The organism is Sphingomonas faeni (genome assembly GCF_040407565.1).
Taxonomy (GTDB): domain Bacteria; phylum Pseudomonadota; class Alphaproteobacteria; order Sphingomonadales; family Sphingomonadaceae; genus Sphingomonas; species Sphingomonas faeni_F.
This window is the reverse complement of record NZ_JAPZPR010000001.1, coordinates 206,037-224,668: the sequence shown is the minus strand read 5'-3', so window position 1 is coordinate 224,668 and position 18,632 is coordinate 206,037. Positions and strand designations below refer to the sequence as shown.

General features: G+C 63.6%; 5 protein-coding genes (1 of these 5 only partly in view). 1 reads left to right on the top strand and 4 read right to left on the bottom strand.

Going from position 1 to position 18,632, the window contains the following annotated elements; all coding sequences use genetic code 11:
* Window positions 1–720: 720 nt before the first annotated feature.
* The gene (locus tag O6Y00_RS00840; protein ID WP_353440782.1) at window positions 721–903 is read right to left on the bottom strand and encodes a hypothetical protein; all 183 of its coding nucleotides are present in this window, start codon (window positions 901–903) and stop codon (window positions 721–723) included.
* Between the two features lie 127 nt (window positions 904–1,030).
* Here O6Y00_RS00840 and O6Y00_RS00835 point away from each other — a divergent pair, with 127 nt between their 5' ends.
* Entirely contained in the window at window positions 1,031–1,159 is a 129-nt protein-coding gene (locus tag O6Y00_RS00835) for a hypothetical protein (RefSeq protein ID WP_353440781.1), read from the top strand.
* A gap of 710 nt (window positions 1,160–1,869) precedes the next feature.
* Here the strand turns inward: O6Y00_RS00835 and O6Y00_RS00830 are convergent.
* The 3 genes in view from O6Y00_RS00830 to O6Y00_RS00820 are tightly spaced (at most 45 nt apart) and all read right to left on the bottom strand, a layout consistent with a single transcriptional unit that may run on beyond the window.
* Complete coding sequence (locus tag O6Y00_RS00830) at window positions 1,870–1,998, bottom strand: hypothetical protein (protein ID WP_353440780.1); 129 nt, start codon at window positions 1,996–1,998, stop codon at window positions 1,870–1,872.
* Between the two features lie 45 nt (window positions 1,999–2,043).
* Window positions 2,044–3,903 carry a hypothetical protein gene (locus O6Y00_RS00825; RefSeq protein ID WP_353440779.1) on the bottom strand — a complete coding sequence of 620 codons (1,860 nt, stop codon included), beginning with the start codon at window positions 3,901–3,903 and terminating at the stop codon, window positions 2,044–2,046.
* Between the two features lie 22 nt (window positions 3,904–3,925).
* Window positions 3,926–18,632: the end of a tandem-95 repeat protein gene (locus tag O6Y00_RS00820; protein ID WP_353441377.1), read on the bottom strand. It continues 20,549 nt past the right edge of the window; only the last 14,707 of its 35,256 coding nucleotides appear in the window; its start codon lies beyond the right edge, outside the window; the stop codon is at window positions 3,926–3,928.

Below are 18,632 nucleotides of genomic sequence, written 5' to 3'. Positions count from 1 at the left end.
GTAGTTCGCTCGACAGTCCAGGTCTATAGTGGAACACGAGCATCTCGAGTGACGCCTGGTCCGATGGCAAGCCTTCTAGCTCCAAGCCACTTTCAAATTGACGACTCTTGAAAAATTCCTGCCCTCCCGGTCCGTCTCGCGCGATCAGAACGGCGAACCGCGCCGCCGCACTATGCGAGAGGGACCACAGGTTCCTGACCTACCTTCTGCAACGTCTTCACCTGCAGATGCGCGCCGATGAGATCGCTGAATCCCAGACGCTCTTTCGGGTGGTGCGAGCGGACGTGGCCTCGGGTTCGCCATTGGATGCGGTCGCTTGCTTGAGTTGGTTGAGAGAGCGGATCTGAAAATGTTGGTCGGCTAAGTCGTACGATTGTCCCACGTCGTGCTCAGACGAATGTGAGCGTGTGAAGGATACGCGATAAACCCGAGAAGGCTGTTGGTTGGCGACCCATCGCGCGCGGTTGCCGAAGGGACAGCCGACGTTTGTAAGGCCGACTTCGCAAAAAAGATCTCACGCGTTCAGATCGAGCATGAGGCGGCGTGTCCGTGCGCCGGGCGCATAACATCGTCCTACTTTACCCGATGACGACGTCCTTGCTTACCGGCTGCTGCTCCATTGACGCAAAACACCCTTTCGGTCCCGAAGACTGCCATCTCCTTCACCCGCGATGCCTAGTCGGAGCCGAGGATTGCGGAGCGGTCACTCATCGTCCCCGTTCATCCTTCTGAACCTTCTACTGATCCGCCATGGGGCAGCACCGATCGTTCGCGCAGCGTGGCATATCGAGCGGCCAGGTTAAGATGGATCGCCTTCACCGCGGGATCGGTGGCCGCCGCCGCCAGGTCCAGTTCCTGGCCTACCCTTCGCGCACAATACTGCTCGTTATCTTCGATGGTCATCGGCCCGCCCTTCTCAACCGGCACGACAGCGCGCAGTCCTGAAATTGCACGGCATGTTCCGCGCTCGAGAGCTCGACTACCACTTCGGGGCCAACAAGCATCCGCAAGGGAAACAGATTGCACCGGAATGGACGTTGTTAGCCCCGCGATCGTCTATGACAAGCGGATCGGTCACGATCTCACCTGCGGGAAAAGCCCGGCCGAGCAAGAGGCGTGGCGACCAGTGTTCCGTGACATCCGGCGATCGTTCCTCTGAGGCGCCCAGCCGCGTACATGTACTGACGATCCGATATTCCGGCAGTTCGAAACGTGATGATCGATCGCGCCCAACGACGTGCCATCCAAACCACGATCGCCGCGTGACGGCGTTCGCCTCGAACCGTGACAGGATCAGGCCAAACCCATTGGGTTCAGAATGGGCCGTGATCGCCTTGCAAGGCGACGGACGCTGAATAGTGTTCCGCATGAAGCAGCGCCGCCCAATTACCTTCGACATGGAAATGGCGTTCGCCGGCGCGCTATGCGCTGCCGCTGCTCTCGCCGGACTGGAAACCGCTTACACAGTGATGATGGCGATACGCTGACAACCGACGCCGCAAGGATGGTTAGCAATACAGGGCGATCGGCAACGGATACGGACACAGAGTCCCATCGCTCGAGTTCATGCGGACGATGCCGGCCAACTGGATCCAGACTGGATCGATCACCACCAATAGCGACCTCACGGGTAGGACACTCCCGTCCGCCTGCTACTCAGTTATCTCTTGAGGAGAGGCCCTTCGCGTTCAGCACCCTTAGCACGGTGCCGTGGAAAGTGTTCGTGAGCCCGTGATTTTCCTTGAACTCGCGCTGCTAGGGTTCCGTCAAGATCGCAGGATCGATGCCCGCCCGTTCTGCCAGATCGGGACCCGCAAAACTTCGCCGTCGGCGTACGTTGACTTCCAGAATCATCGACCATGACGGCTTCTATCCGGACCGACCTTGTTCGGCCTCGATCTTGCCCGTCGTAACGAGTTCGAGGTCGGCGAGGATAGTTGCGCGGGATGCCGTCGAAAGCGGATCGACGATCTTTTGGGCTGCCAAATCCAGCTTCATTTCGATGTCGATGGAGTCTTTTTCTGGTTCGGGGCCCTCTCGAGATCAGACCGTTGATCCGTACGCAAACGTCAGATCGGCGAGCACCGGTTGCGAGCTTGTGCTCAAATCGTTACTGATCTGTCCTGTGCCCCGGTCGTTGCCAAACATGGACAAAGCCGCAGCGAAGTTCTCGGAAGACGCTACAAGCCAAGTGGCAAGCTCCGATCCCGGTGCCTGAACCGTTCCTGCGCCGTAGAACGGCAACGCGTCGCTCGGCGAACCATAGTCGGCAAAGGGCTCCGGTGATGGAAATGGTACGACGGCAGGGAGCGAGGTCATGTCATGCAGGAAAGCGTGTCTTGCGGCCGCATTGGTCCCACTGGCCTGGTTCGTCGTCGCGTCCGCCGGTGAATCGCCGTGAGACGGTAGGGTTGCCAATGGGGCAGCCCCCTCCAAAGGCAGATACCCGATCGAGGACTGTGGCAGGACGGTCTCGCCACCCCCGAACCCGAGTAACGGTGAGGTTTCGACCGCGGATGCTGCCGATGAGGCTTTCGCAGCAAGCATCGTCGATCCTTGATCTGCGGCGACGTCTGCAGGCATTGGTTCGCTTGGTCTGAATGCGAGCGCGGCATCGCCCAACGTTCGCTTCATTCCATTGGCATAGGTGAACGTCGCGGTGGCCGTCAGCAGGTTGTCGCCAGGCTTCGACCTATCCCCCGTTGCCCTCCCGTCGAGCGAAAACGATTGGATGCCGAGTTCAGCCAAGGTCTTGAGTTCGCCGACGTCGGTCGCACCGTTGCTGTTGGAATCGGTCCAGACCCTCAACTCGCCAAAGCGCGCGTCGGTCTTGTCGATCACCTTGTCGCCGTTGCTGTCGAGCTTCGCCAGTCCGGCCAGACTGCTTCCCGCCGTCGGATCCTCGGCAAGGAAGCTCAGCTCGGCACCGCTTGCGATGCGCCCGTCACCGTCACGGTCGATGACCAGAAATCCATCGTTTCGGCCCGCCCAGCCCTGACGATCGGGAGAGCCGTCGCCGTTCATGTCGAACCATCCGCGCGACTTGCCCGCTCCCTTAAGCGTCACCCCGTCCCCGTCCAGGTCGAGGACGATCGCGGAAAGCATGCCCACCGTCGAATGCTTGAAGGTCAGTTCCACGGCACCTGAAAGGCCACCAGCGCGAACGTCGCTGGCATCGTTGCCGTGCTTCGGCACGACCCCCAAGCGTCCGTCCTTCACGGATATCCGGTACTTGCCGGCCTTGCGCGATTGGGTCTGAGCGACGAAATCGATCGCGGGAAGGCCATCGCGTGGTGCCGATACGTACGTCAGCGCCGCATCGATGAGATCCATCGTCGTACCTGTCGTGCGCGTGTAGCTGCCCTTGGCGACGATCGCGACTTCGCCCGGACCATTGGCGCCCGCGTAGGCGACCGCGCTCAGGTTAAGCGAACGGACGCCCGCAGTCGCGAGCGTCAGTATCTCGCTCGTCCCCGCGACGCCGTTACCGTTCTTGTCCTGCCAGATGCGGAAGTCGCCCCAGCGCGCGTCCGTACTGGAAAGAATGCCGTCCTTGGTAGAGTCGAACGCCTTCAAACCCTGAAGGTCCGACGTCGCACCCGGCACATCGCCAAGGAAGCTGAACTCGCCGGCATTAGTCACGGTACCGTTGCCGTCGCGGTCGAGAAAGAGAAAGCCTTCGGTACTGCCGATCCAGCTGGTCGCATCCGCAAGGCCATCGCCATCGAGATCGTAGCGCACGCCGGAGGTGTCGCGGGATAGCGTCTGCACACCCTTTCCGTCGAGATCCAGAATGACAGGCGCCGCCAGCGATACGGTGTGGCCGTCCGCAAGCCTTACCTGCCGGGTTCCCGCCAGCGCGTCGATCAGGTCCGTCTGCCCGATCGAATTCATACCGTTCATTCTCATCATCCCCCTACCGACCTCAGACGAAGCTCGCGTCCGCCGACGTGAAGTTCGCCAACGCCACGCTCTTCAGCGTGATCGTGTTCGTCGAGTCATACGTGATCAGAAGGTCGCTGCCGACCTGTTTCGTTGCGCCGAGCAGATGGCTCCAATCGGCGAAGACCGATTTGTCGAACTGGAGGACGTCATGCGATGTCCCGGTCGCGGTGAAGCTCGCGATCGTGTCCATGCCGAACCCCGCGCGATAGACGAAGGTGTCGATGCCAGCCGCACCGGTCAGCGTGTCGTTACCTGCACCGCCGATGATGACGTCGCCCGCCGACCCCGCCGTGATCTTGTCGGCGCCCGCAAGCCCGTCGATCTGCGCCTTCTTGCCCGCGGTCCCGGTCAGAGTGTCTGCCCCGCTGGTACCGTTGGTCTGATGGAGCGTGATGTTTAGGCTTGCGGTGGCGGTCGAGGTACCGCCGTTCCCATCGGAGATCGTGTAGGTGAAGGACCCCGGACCGACATAGGTCCCGGACGGCGTGAAAACGGCATTGCCCGACGTGAGGGCCACGCTCCCGTTCACGGCGCCCTGTACGCTCGACAGCACCTGAACGTCAGTGCTGTCCGGATCCGTTGCTCCCGCCGTCAGCGTTGCGCCGGTTATCGTGAGTGCAGTCCAGTTGTCGGTCGTATAGCCGGACTTCGCTGCTGCCGTCGGTACGTCGTTCGTGCCCGTCACGGTCACCGTCACGGCCTGCGTCATCACCGCGCCGCGATTGTCGGTGATCTGCACCGTGTAGGTGAGGGTCGCCGTCTTGCCCTTTCCGAGATAGTCGAACGCTGAGTCGGGAGCAGCGAAGTTCCAGGGCAGCGATCCAGCGGTTGCACCAGCTTGCTCGGTAAGCGCGCCAAGCCCCAACCAGGTCAGCATCGTAGCGTTCGCCGGCAGGCCCGTCGCAGTCCCGCTCGACGCCACACCGGTGATCGTCGCGATGTGCGTGTCGCCGCTCTCATCGGTGAACCTGATCGCACCGGTCGCCGTGTCGTTCGCAGTAGAACCAAGCGTCGCGGTCCGTTCAGTCACTGCCCCGGTGGTAGTGGAGCCGGTCGCCAGTACCGCCGCGTCGTTGGTGCCGGCCGCCGTGATCGTCACGGTCTGGGTGACGGTCGCGTTCTTGCTGTCCTTCACGGTTACTACGTAGCTCAGCGTCGCGACCTGTCCGGCGCCCAGATAGTCGAACGTCTTGTCCGGTGCCGAGAAGGTCCAGGTCGCTGCACCCGGCGTCGTGCCGGACGGTTCGGTTACACTACCTGCCTTGAGGTATGCGAGAAGCGTAGCATTGGCCGGCAGCCCCGCCGTGATGCCGCTCGCAGCGACACTGGATATGGTGATCGTGTGGGTGTCGGGCACGTCCGCATCGGTGAACCGCAGCGAGCCGCTAGCCGTATCTGACGTCGTCGAACCGTAAACGCCCGATATCTCGGAGACCGCCCCTACAGCCGTGGTGGCTGCATCCATCGCAGGACCGTGGTTCGCCGAGGCGCTGGTGGTCACTGCGATGGACCGCGTGGTCGTCACGGTGCCGTCGCTGGTAGCAACGCCGATCGTGTCCGAGCCGGTCGCGGTGGACGTGTAGGTCAGCGTGGCCAAGGTCGCATTGACCTGCGCGACCGTGCCGCTGATCTTCAGCGACTTGCTGGCCGACCCCGTCACCGTCGCGCCGTTGGTGGCGGTGGCCGCGATCGTACCGAGCGTCGTCGTCAGCGTCGCCGTCTCGGAACCCGCATTCGCGTCAGGATCACCGATCGACAGGCCCGTGATCCGCGTCGCGGTCGACGTGCGCGCGATCTGCGCGCCCGGCACGACCACGACCGGCGCATCGTTGGTGCCCGTAACAGCGATGGTCACGTTCTGACTGACGCTCCCGCCTCTGCCGTCCGAGATCTGGACGGCATAGATGAACGTCGCCGTCTGCCCTGCGCCAAGATAGTCGAACGCGGCATCCGGTGCTGCGAAGCTCCAGGGCTGGCTCCCTGCCGTGCTGCCGTTCGGCTCTGTGTCTGCGCCAACCGCCAGCCACGCAAGGATCGCCGCATTGCTGGGGAGGCCGGTCGTGACTCCGCTGGCAGCAACGCTCGCGATGATCGCTGCGTGCGTGTCGGTAATGTCCGGATCGGTGAAGCGGATGATGCCCGACGCAGTATCGTTCGTGTTGGATCCGGTGGTGTTGGCCAGTTCGGTCACCGATGCGCTTGCGCCGGTGCCTGTGGCGACCGTAGGACCGTCGTTCGCTCCGGTTACGGTGACCGTCATTGGTTGCGTGAGAGTTCCCCCCTGTCCGTCCGATACCTGAACCGCGTAGGTGAGCGTAACGGTCTCGCCTTGAGCGAGATAATCGAACGTCCTGTCCGCCGCGGCGAAGTTCCAGCCGAGGGAGCCTGCCGTGGAACCCGAAGGTTCAGAGAGAGCTCCGAGTGAGACCATGGCAAGAAGCGCGCCGTTCGCCGGCAGTCCCGAAGTCGTGCCGCTTGCACTGACGCTTGCTACGCTGGCAGCATGCGTGTCGCCTAGATCCGCATCGGTGAAACGGATAGTTCCCGATGCTGTGTCGCTCGTCGTCGAACCGGTGGTGTTCGCGAGTTCGGTGATCGCCCCGCTCGCGCTGGTTCCGTTCGCGATCAAAGGCACGTCGTCGGTGCCGGTGATAGTGATCGTGACGTTCTGAGTGACGTTTCCGCCTCTGCCGTCATCGACCTTTACCGCGTAGACGAGCGTAGCGACCTGCCCGGCACGCAGGTAATCGAAAGCGCTGTCGGTCGCCGAGAAGCTCCACGGCAGTGATCCAGCCGCACCGGAGCTCTGCTCGACGAGCGCGCCCTTTGCAAACCAGCCCAGCAAGGTTGCGTTCGCTGGCAGCCCCGAAGTTACTCCGGAGACGGTTACGCCAGTTACCATTGCAGTGTGCAGATCGCTCCGATCCACATCGGCGAAGCGGATCGTGCCGGACGCAGTGTCGGACGCGGTGGACCCTGTGGTCAGGCTCAGTTCGCTGATCGCACCGGCGGCATTCGTGCCAGCAGCGATCGTCGGGACGTCCTGGGTCCCGGTCACGGTCAGGACGACCGCCTGGCTGGCCAGCCCGCCCTGCCCGTCGGCGATTTGCACCGTGTAGGTGAGCGTCACCGTCTCGTCCGCGGCGAGGTAATCGAAGGTGCTGTCCGCTGCGCCGAAGTTCCACCCGATCGATCCTGGGGTGGCAGAGCTCTGTTCGGTGACCCCGCCCAGGCTCAGTAGCGCCTGTAGAGCCGCGTTAGACGGCAGCCCCCCGGTTACACCGGTCGCGCTGACCATTGCTATGCTTGCACTGTGCGCATCGCCGACGTCGAGATCGGTGAAGCGGATCGTGCCGGTGGCGCCGTCCGTGAGGGTCGAGCCGATGGCACCCGTCCGCTCGGTGATTGCACCCGATGCGCTCGTGCCGCTCGCGATGATCGGTGCGTCGTTGGTGCCGGTAATCGTGATCGTCACCGGCTGCTCGAGCACGCCGCCATGCCCGTCCGTAATCTGGAAGGCGTAGGTCAACGTTACACTTTGTCCTGCGCGCAGATAATCGAACGTCGAGTCTGCGGCAGAGAACTGCCACGCCAGCGAGGCCGCCGCGCCGCTCGCTTGTTCCGCGACAGCGTTTCTGCTCATCCAGCCGAGAACGGTCGCGTTGCCGGGGAGGCCGGTTGCCGACCCGGAGATCGTGACGCCGCCGATCACAGCGGAATGCACGTCGGCGATATCCGCATCGACGAAGCGGATCGTTCCTGTCGCACCGTCTATCGCGGTCAGGCCCGAGCTGTTCGTCCGTTCGGTCAGTGCCGCGTTCGCGGTGGTATCGGTCGCCACGGTAGGCAGATCGTTCGTACCGGTTACAGTGACCGTCACGGTCTGCGCGACGCTGCCGCCCTTACCGTCGGTGATCTGGATCCCGTAGGACAGCGTGGCGATCTGGCCGTCGGCCAGATAGTCGAACGCCGCGTCGGGTGCGGAGAAGCTCCACGGCAGCGATCCCGCCGTCGTCCCGCTCTGCTCGGACAGTGTGCTCCCGACGAACCAGTTCATCAGCGTCGCGTTCGAAGGAAGCCCTGCCGTGTCGCCCGACACCGTGACGCCTGTGATGGTCGCGGCATGTACGTCCGTCCGATCGAGGTCGGTGAAGCGTATGACGCCCGAGGCCGTGTCGACCGCGGTCGATCCGGTCATGCGATCACGCTCAACGATAGCGCCTGTCACGGCGGTTCCGGCGGCAAGGATTGGGGCGTCCTCACTGCCGACGACAGTGACCGTCACCGGCTGATCGAGCGTCCCGCCCTGGCCATCGGTCACCTGTAGCAGATAGGTGAGCGTCACGCTCTCCCCCGCAGCAAGATAGTCGAACCTATTGTCAGCAGCGGCAAAGCTCCAATCGATCCCGCCGTCCTGTTGGGCTGACGTTTCAGTCAGCGCCCCGAGGCTCAGCAACTGTCGCAGGACCTCTGTCGCCGGTAGCCCCGTGGTTGCGCCACTGGCCACAACGCTGCCGATGCCGACTGCATGAACGTCACCAAGGTCCGCATCGTTGAAGCGGACAGTACCGGAGACCATGTCCTTTGCGGTCGATCCGGAAACGCCTGCGCGTTCGGTGATCGTTCCGGCCGGGCTCGTACCGACCGCAACCAGCGGCAAGTCATTAGTGCCAGTCACGGTGACCGAGACTGGTTGATCGACCGTGCCGCCATGGCCGTCCGAGATCCGTACGGTGTAGACGAGGGTCGCGGTCTCTCCCGAGCGGAGATAGTCGAAGGCGCTGTCGGGCGCGGCGAAACTCCATGGTGCGGAACCCGCGGTCGCTCCGTCCTGCTCGACAAGAGCCGCCTGCGTGAACCAGTCCAGCATGGTCGTGCCCGAAGGCAGACCGTCGCTTCGACCAGATACCGTCATTCCGACGACGCCTGCGGTGTGCGTGGCGCGGATATCGGAATCGGCGAAGCGGATCGTGCCCGTCAGCGCCACTGCAGCGGTCGAGCCGGTGGTCGCATCGCGTTCCGTGAGCGAGGCCGTAGCGCTCGTTCCGGCAGCGATGGTCGGTGCGTCGCCGCTGCCGGTCACCGTGATGGTGATCGGCTGCATGGCGATGCCACCCTGACCATCCGTGATCGCAGCGGCATAGGTGAGGGTAACCGTCTCGCCATCGGCCAGGTAATCGAATTCGCGATCGGCTGCTGCGAAGGTCCAACCCACTCTGCCCGACGTCGAGCCCGACGGCTCGTCAACGGATGAGAATGCCAACATCGCGAGTAGCCGCTCGGTCGGTGGCAAGCCCCGCGTTGCTCCGCTGATACCCACGCCGCCGACCGAAGCTGCATGTACGTCTACGAGGTCGAGATCGACGAAGCGGATCGTCCCGGTCGCCGTGTCCAGCGCGGTCGAGCCGTATGTGCCTACACGTTCGGCCACGCTGCCGGTCGCGGAGGTGTCCGCCGCAATCACCGGCGCGTCGTTGGTGCCGGTCACCGTCACAACGACGGTCTGGTCGACGCTGCCGCCGTGATCGTCGGCTACTCGGATCACATAGTGGAGTTCTGCGGTCCGTCCGGTGGAGAGGTAGTCGAACGTACCGTCCGGAGCTGCGAAGCTCCAATCCACGCTGCCCGAAGCACTGTCGACCTGTTCGACGAGGGCACTCGTCGAAAGCCAGGACAGCAGCGTAGCGGCTGCTGGCAGACCGTCCGTGGCGCCGACAACCGTAACGCCGGTGACATCGGCAGCATGACGGTCGCTACGATCCAGATCGACGAAGCGCAGGGTGCCGGAAGCATGATCGATACTTGTCGATCCGCCGGTATCCGGACGCTCTGTGATCGATCCGCTAGCGGTGGTGCCCTGCGCAATCGTCGGCAGGTCGTTGGTCCCAGTGACCGTAATGGTCAGGGGCTGGGCCGCAACGGCACCCTGTCTGTCCGATATCTCCGCCTGATACGTCAGGGTCACCGTCTCGCCAGCTGCGAGATAGTCGAAGGCAGCATCAGGCGCACCGAACGACCAGGCGACCGAACCGGCATCCGTCGCGTTCGGTTCCTGCACCGCACCGATCGAGAGCCAGTTCCGCAAGTCAGCAGCCGGCGGCAGGCGATCGACGTTCCCGCTCGCCGATACCGTTCCGACGGTCGTAGCGTGAAGGTCGCTCGCGTCGACGTCGGTGAACCGCAGCGTTCCGCCGGTCTGAATGACGACGTTCGATCCGGACGATCCGGCCTGTTCCACGACAGCACCACGCGCGCTCGTGCCCTCGACCATGAACGGCGCATCGTTGACGGGTGTGACGGTCAGCGTGAAGCGATCCGACGCGGACATCTGTCCATCGCTTCCGAGCACCTCGATCTCGAGACTGCCATTCCAGTCGGCCGGTGGAGAACCACTGAGCCTGACACCATCGAATACGAGCCAGCTGGGGAGCGCTTCGCCGGACGCGAGCCGCGCGCTGATCGTCAGTGCATCGCCATCGACGTCGGTGAAGGTGCCGGCGGGGATGACGATGTCGATCCTGCCGTCTTCGGCAGTCGTTACGTCTGGCAGTGCCACCGCGAGCACTGGCGCATCATTGCGCGCCGCAATCACCAGATCGAAGGCGTCACGCACGACCAGCTTTCCGTCGCTGGCCGTGACCGCGAGCGCAAAGCTACCGTTGACGTCGGCGGGCGCCTGTCCCGACAGCATCGTCCCGTCAAACCGCAGCCACGTCGGTAGTGGACTGCCGTCTGCGAGGGTGACGGTGAAGACGAGCGTGTCGCCGTCAACGTCGGCGAACGCCTCTGTCGCCAGGTGGAAGGCGAACGGAGTATCCTCGGCCCCCGCAAGGTCCGCAAGCGACGTCACGAGCACCGGCGCGTCGTTGATCGGTGCGATCGAGACGACGACCTGGCGAACGGTCTGAGCCGTACCGTCGTCGGCAGCGAGTTCCAGGACCAGCGGACCGTTGTAGTTGGCGGGCGGATTGCCCGACAGCGTACGGGTCTGGCGATCGAAGTGCAGCCAAGTGGGCAGTGCCGAGCCACCGACGCCGCGAAGTTCGACCACCAAGGCGTCGCCATCGGCATCGGTGACCAGCCCGCTTGGCAGTACTGCTTTGAAGGGCTGATCCTCAATACCGGTAAGGACCGGCACCGCGCCTATGACGGGCGCGTCGTTGACGGTCACGATCCCGATCGTGACCCTTGCGGTCGACGTCAGACCGGTCGAATCTGCGATCTCGTAGTCGAACCATGCGGGACCAGCGGCGTCCGCGATCGGCGTGACGACGAGTTGCCCGATACCGTTGTCGACGACTGCGACGTTGTACGCGCCGACAATCCGCTTGAGCACGATCGCCTGCCGATCGACGTCGAAATCGTTGGCCAGGATCTGGGTCGTGAAGATGGTGAGCGCTGTGTCCTCGATCATCACGAGGGCATCGTCGTTCGCTACCGGACGATCGGCGACCGGCAACACGTTGATCGTGACCGTCGTTGGAATGGCGAACCCGCTTTCGTTGGTGATCGCGTAACCGAGCGTGATCTGACCGAAGAAGTCGTGACCCGGCGTGAAACGATAACGGCCGTCGTCCAGCTTCGTCACTCCGTCGCCGGTCAGGCCGAGGAAGGTGAGCGTGGTGCCTTCGGGGACGTAGTCGTTCGCGACGAGCACCGCCGGATCGATGTCGAGATAGCCGTCCTCGAGCAGCTCGAACCCATGGTCCGAGACCGCGATAGGAAGGTCGAACTGGGGTTTGATGATCAGTGAGGCGTAACCGACGCTGGTCGCACCGTGTGCATCAGTGACGCGGTAATGGAAGCCGGCGTTGCCGTAATAGCCCTGCCGCCCGGTGAACACGGCAGTGTCCCCGTTCTGCACGACGGTGCCGTTGTCGCCATCGAAGATCTCGACGATGCCGAACGTGTCGCCTTCGACGTCCCGGTCGTTGGCGATCAGATCGGACAGCTTCACGACGAGCGGCTGGTCCTGCTCACCGAAATAGATGCCGTCGGGGTTCGCGATCGGCGCGTCGTTGACGGGCGCGACCGCGAAGGTCACCTGGCCGCTGCTGGTACGCCGACCGTCGCTGATAGCGTAGCCGAACGAGACCCGGCCGTTGACGTTCTCGTCCGGCACGAACTGGAAGCGGCCGCCTGGAAGCGTCAGGATCCGGCCTCCGGTAGCGGTCGGCGACAGCGATACTAACTGGATTGCATCGCCATCGAGATCGCTGTCGTTCCCAAGCAGGTCCGCAGCGGTGAAGATGTACGGCGTGTCCTCTACCGTGACGATCGTGTCGTCGACGAGTGTCGGCGCACGGTCGGTCGAGGCGATGTCGATCTCGACATGACCGATACTGGTGCCGTCGTTGTCGTCGGTGACGGTATAGTCGAACGTGGCGCGACCATCCCAGCCAAGCTTCGGCGTAAAGACGATATTGGTACCATCGAACGTCACGCCGCCGTTTACAGCATCAAGTACGCCGACGAAGCGGATCGGGTCGCCATCGACGTCGCTGTCGTTCGCGAGAAGATCGGCGATGGTGAGTACCAGAGGCGTGGCCTCCACGCCGTAGAAATGATCGGTGCGTGCGATCGGAGCGTCGAAGCGCGAGAGCACGGTGAGCGCCACCTGCCCAGACGTCTCTCCCTGCCGGTCGTCGGTAAGGGTATAGACGAAGCCGTCCGCGCCCGAGAAGCCGCCGTTCGGGGTGTAGGTCACCATCGCGAGATTGCCATCGACGCTAGCGGTCGAGAGTGCGCTGGAAACCGTGCCTGCGACCGTGCTCGTCCAACGGACAGCATACTCGCCGCGTACGCCGAGCGGCACGGTTGCGGTGATCCGTCCGGTGACGGAATCCAGCACCATCCATTCGGGCAGCGCACTGCCGTCGGCAAGCTTCGCCGTCCAGATCGCGCCATCATGCGCTAGACCCGCGGGAGCGTCGAAGCTCGCGACCGCGAGTGCGATCGTTATCTGGCCATTCGTCGTCGTGCCGAGCGCTGTGATCCGCATCCGGTCGCCATCGTCGTCGCGGTCGTTCGCCATCAGATCGGCTACCCGGAAACTGACCGTATCAGCTTCACGCAGCGTGTAGGCGTCACCGAAGGCATCGGGGCGCTCGGCCACGGGAGTTACGTCGAACACGATGGTGGCGGGCTTGGAAGAAACACCCCCCTTCTCGTCATTCGCGTCGTAGCCGATGGCGATCGCGCCGTTAAAGTCGTCGGGCGCGTTTAGTGTGATCCGTTCCGCTGCGGTCGCAGCGGATGCACCAATCGGCACGAGCGTGTACGTCGGATCGACGGCCACTTCGGTAATGATCGACATCGTCGGCACCGTGGAACCGTTGCCGATAACGTCGAGCCGGACCGGCACCGCACCAATGAAACTGGAGGGCGGAGTCCCCGTGAAGCCGAGCGTTACGGGATCGAAGCCCAGCCACGTCGGAAGCGGCGCGCGGCTCTCGCGTGCAGCGGTGACAGCCGCGGTACCGAGGTCGAGCGAGAACATGCCCTGTGCTGCGAAATATGGATTGCCAGCCAGTGCTGCATTGATCGCGGGGTTGAGCGGTTTCGTCGGATCGATCAAGAACTCCAGCGTGAACCCGCGCTTGGAGGCGTCGTAGACGTTCTGCCCGAGCAGTTCGGGAGCAGGCGTAAAGGTGACCTGCAGTCGTGCGAGCGGAGCATCGGCATCCGGTGCGAACCCGCTGAGGGAGACCTGCCGCGTGGCGGCGTCGAATGAGAGCCAGTCGGGCAACGGACGGCCGCCCGTCAGCGTCGCGTCGATAGATCCCTGCGCCATGTCGAAGAGCGCGACGCCGCTGTCATACGCGACCCGCGCCGTCGCCAGCCGACTGGGGTCGAGCGTCACCGTGTCGGCGTACGTCACCGTGGATACTGAGGCGTTGCTTGGATCGTGCCAAGCGAAGGCCAGCCTGACCTCGATCGGTCCGGTTACGTCCGTGGGCGGGGTTCCGGCGAACGTTCGGGAGGCAGCGTCAAAGCTCAGCCAGGTCGGCAGGGCCGAGCCGTCGGCCAGCGTCGCCACGACGGTCGTCCCTGCACGGAAAGCCTCTGCACCGAACTCGAAGCTTTCTGCGAACGGTGTCCGCACCTGGAAGCCGGCGAGCACGTCCTCGCGGACCGACAGGCCACCGGCGAGCGCGGACGCCTGAGCCGGACCAAACCCGTAGTGCTGAACATAGGTCGCGCCGTTCGAGGGATCGTGAAGGAATACCGCAACGTCGAAGACGCGGGCGCCTTCGGGCGGGCTTCCCGTGAATGTCATCGTCGTCGCATCGAAATGCAACCAGGTCGGCAACACCTCGTTATTCCCCGCCTTCGCCTCAACGGTATAGCCCGACGAGATGTACCGGGTCGCCAGCTCTCCGAGAACATGGGCGTCACGGAAGAACAGTACGTCGCCCTGCAGGTCCAGATCGTTGCCGAACGCCTCGCCTGGAATGACGTAGAGTGCCCCGTCTTCCATTCCGGTGACCAGATCGTCGCGCAGCACCGGTCCATCGTTGCGCGGCATCACGGTGATTGCGACGTAGGCGGTCGCGGTCCCCCCTCGTCCGTCGCTAATCGTATAGGTGAAGCCCGCCCCGCCATTATAATCCGCGCGGGGACGGAATTCGATCATGCCGTCGTCGCGCAGACGCACCTTGCCGTTGTCGCCGAAGCGCGAGAGCCCCGTAAGCACCAGCGTGTCGCCGTTCTCGTCGGTATCGTTCGCGAGCAGCGACTTGGGGTCGATGACCAGGATCTGGTCCTCGAGCGTGCGCAGACCGTAATCGCCATTGGCGACCGGGGCGTCGTTGAGCGGCCGAACCTTGACGGCATAGTCCAACGTCGCGCTGGCACCGCGCGCATCGATCACGTCGAAGCTGATCCGGCCAGCACCGAGAGCGCCGGGTGTGTAGGCGATGGTACGCGTCGCCTCGTCCCACACGGCGGTGCCGTTGTTCGTAGCGCGACCGTCGGCGGCATAGTGGAGACCGACGAACGTGAAGGCGTCACCTTCGACATCATAGACGTTGGCCATGAGATCGGCGACGGACAGCGTCGTGACGGTCTCGAGGCGGATGGAGCGCTTGGCATCGCCGATCCGCGGCGCATCGTTGACGGGAGCGATGTAGAGCTCGACCTTCGCGGTCGAGGTCGCACCTTGACTGTCGGCGACAGTGTATTGGAACCCGGCGAAACCGAAATAGTCCGGCGCTACCTTGAATTCGATATACTGACCCGACAGCTTCCAGGTGACGTTTGTCGCCGGACCCTGATAGTTGAACTTGTCCCAATACGGATAGAGATCGTTGCCGTTCGCATCCTTGAGCGGCATCGCCCCGATGATCGTGAGTGGTTCAAACTCGCGGTCGCCATCGACATCATAGTCGTTCGCGAGCAGGGAATCGATCCGAATGCGGAGCACCGTATCCTCGATACCGGCGATCAAAGCGTCGTCGACGCCTACCGGCGCGTCGTTGACGGCCGCAAGGTCGACCTCGACACGTGCGGTCGTCTCACGCCCGAAATCGTCGCGGACCGTATAGTCGAAGAAGGCGTCGCCATTGTAGTTGGCGTCACCGAGGAAGCGGATCTGCCCGTCGAGACCGATCGAAACCGCACCATGATTCGCATTGCCGACCGAGACCAACGTCAGCAGGCCGTCATAGCCCGCTGAGAAGTCGTTGGCGACGAGCGTCGATGGGTTGATCGTAGCGACGACGTCCTCGCTGCCGAAGAGATACACGTCGTCCTGTGCATTGAGGCGTCCGGCGCGCACAAGCGCTTCCATCCGGTCGCGATCCCATGTCACGCCATTGCCAAAGACGATCTGTTCAATGCCGCTCGAAGCACCGTTGAAATGGTCCTTGATGCGCACGCTGTCGGTGATGAAGCCGCCGTCGTTCTCCAGTTCGACGACGAGGTCGTTGCCCTCCCTGATCAACGACACGTCCTTAGGGGCTACGCCCTGAAGCATGACGAGCCGGTCTTCATCGGCAACATCGCCCGCTTCGACGATCGTGTCCGCATCGCGATCGAAGCCGAACAGGTATGTATCCGAGCCAGAGCCACCGGCGATCCGGTCGTCGCCGTGACCGCCGTCGAACGTGTCCGACCCGGCTCCGCCGGTTAGCGTATCAGCGAAGATCGATCCGGTAACCTGCTCGATCGCGACCAGGCGATCGCCCAGTGCCTCGCCCGCCAAGCCCCGTCCGGTGCCCAGATCAACCGATACGGCTGCGTCGGCAGCGGAATAATCGGCGATGTCGAAGCCGCCGCGTCCGTCGATCAGATCCGCTCCGAGCCCGCCACGCAGTCGGTTGTCGCTTGAGTCGCCCCGAATGACGTCGTCATGGTACGACCCCTGGACAATCTCGATACCCGAGAACGTATCGCCTTGCGCGTCGCCGCTGCCGGCCGATCCGTCGGCGAGATCGATCGTGACGCCTTCTGCAGACAGCGAATAGTCGGCGATGTCGACGCCGTCGCCGCCCAGCAGCCTGTCGGCACCACGCCCACCGACGAGGACATCGTCGCCGGCTCCGCCGTCAAGCGTGTCGTCACCGCGTCCACCCTGAAGGGTGTTCGCTCCCGCATCGCCAGTCAGAACGTCAGCGAAGTCCGTGCCGACGAGGTTCTCGATGCCGACCAGCACGTCGCCCTCGGCATCGCCGCCATGCGCGGTGCCGTCGGCAAGAGAGACCTGAACGCCGGCTGGGCTCGTGCCGTCGACCGAGAACCAGGTCGCGGTATCGATGCCATCGCCGCCGTCGAGCAGGTCGGCGCCCGCACCGCCGTCGAGCGTGTCGTTACCCGCACCGCCGATCAAAGTGTCGTTTCCGCCTCGACCGGCGAGCTGGTCGTTGCCGTCACCGCCCTCCAGTCGGTTCGCCTGGGCATTGCCGCCCAGGATGTCGCCGAACCGGGTGCCGACGAGGGCCTCGATCCCGACATAGGTGTCGCCCTGCGCCACACCGCCCTGACCGACACGTGACTCGAGGTCGGCCCTGATGCCCACGGTCGAGCCGGTGAAGGTTACCGTATCGTAGCCTGCACCGCCGTTGATCGCATCCGCACCTGCTCCGCCGTCGATCAGATCGTCGCCGTCGCCAGCTTCGATCACGTCGTCGCCATCGCCCGCTTCGATCACGTCATTGCCCGCGAACGCACGGATCCAGTCGTCGCTCTTGCCGGTCCGGATGGTATCGGCAGCGGCAGTACCCTCGATATAGTCGATCTTGCCCGAGCCAAGCAGCGTTCCGGTATAGAAGCTATCGACGCTCGCCGTTGCGAAGCCCGTGTCTTCCAGACCCTGCTCGTCTGCGATGCGATATTCGATCGTCAGGTCACCGACAAAGTCCGCCGACAGGCGAACGACAACGAACTGTTCGCCGCGGAACGTGACGAGTTCAGCGGTGCCAATCTCCACACGCTGTCCCTGCGCCAGCGCAGTGGGATCCAGCACTGCGCTGATACCAGCAAAGCTCGGCCGTGCGCGGTTCGGCGCGTCCAGATCGTCATCACGAACGCCGTCCCCGTCATGGTCGGCCTGCTCGATGTCGTAATCGTTGAACAGCAGGTCCGCAGCGCGGATCACCATCGGCACGCCGTACGGAGTCGTGAACCCCTGGTCGTCGACCACCGTCGGATCGTCATTGGACGGGATGATCACGATGTCGACGCTGGCGCTTGCGTATCCGTCGACGCCATCGGTGATGGTGTAGGAGAACCCTGACGACTGCGACGCATCGCGATTGGGCGTGAAGAGGATGTTGCCCTTGCCGTCCAGTTCCAGCGTGCCGTTCAGGCCGCGGATGGCGGCGAAGTCCACGAGCGTCAGCGGGTTGCGATCGATATCGTCGTCGTTGCCGAGCAGCGCGGAGATCGGGATCAGCGTCGGCACGTCCTCGTAGACGAAGACCTGATCATCGCGTGCGACGGGCGGGCCATCGTTGACGTTGTCGAAGTGCAGCGTGACGCGCCCGCCGTTCACCGCACCTTCGGGATCGGTGACCGTATAGGCGAAGGTGGCGTCACCCCAAAAGTCCTTGTCCGGCGTGAACGTGATCACGCCGTCGTGGACGCGGATGTCGCCGTTGATCGCCTGGCCTGCCTGCTCGAAATGCAATGCATAGCCTTCGGGATCGAAGTCGTTCTTCAGAAGCTCGATGATCGCGATGTCGATCGCCGTGTCCTCCTGCCCGCGCAGGAAGTAGAAGGCGGGGTCGTCGTAGCTGTCGTTTCCGGCCACAGGACGGTCGTTGACCGGCTGATACGCGATCGTCGCCCGCGCCCAGCCGTAGCCGCCGTGGTCGTCGGTAATCTGATAGTCGAACCAGGCATCGCCGTTGAAGTCCGCATAAGGCTCGAACAGCACGGTACCGTTCTCGAGCAAACGCGCATTGCCGCCGTGCGTCCCGCCCACGGCGGTCAGACGCATCGTCTCGCCGTCATGCTCGATGTCGTTGGCGAGCAGGCGCTCGGCCGACAGAACGATCGGATTGTCTTCCAGGATCGGTCCGCCCGCCTGGGTCAGCGTGAATCGATCGTCATGGGCTTCGGGCGGATCGTTGACCGGCGTGACGGTAAGGAACACGCGTCCGGTTGCAGTCGCACCCGATGGATCAGAGACCGTGTAGTCGAAGTAGGTGTCACCCCAGTAATAGTCGCGTGGACGCACTTGGATG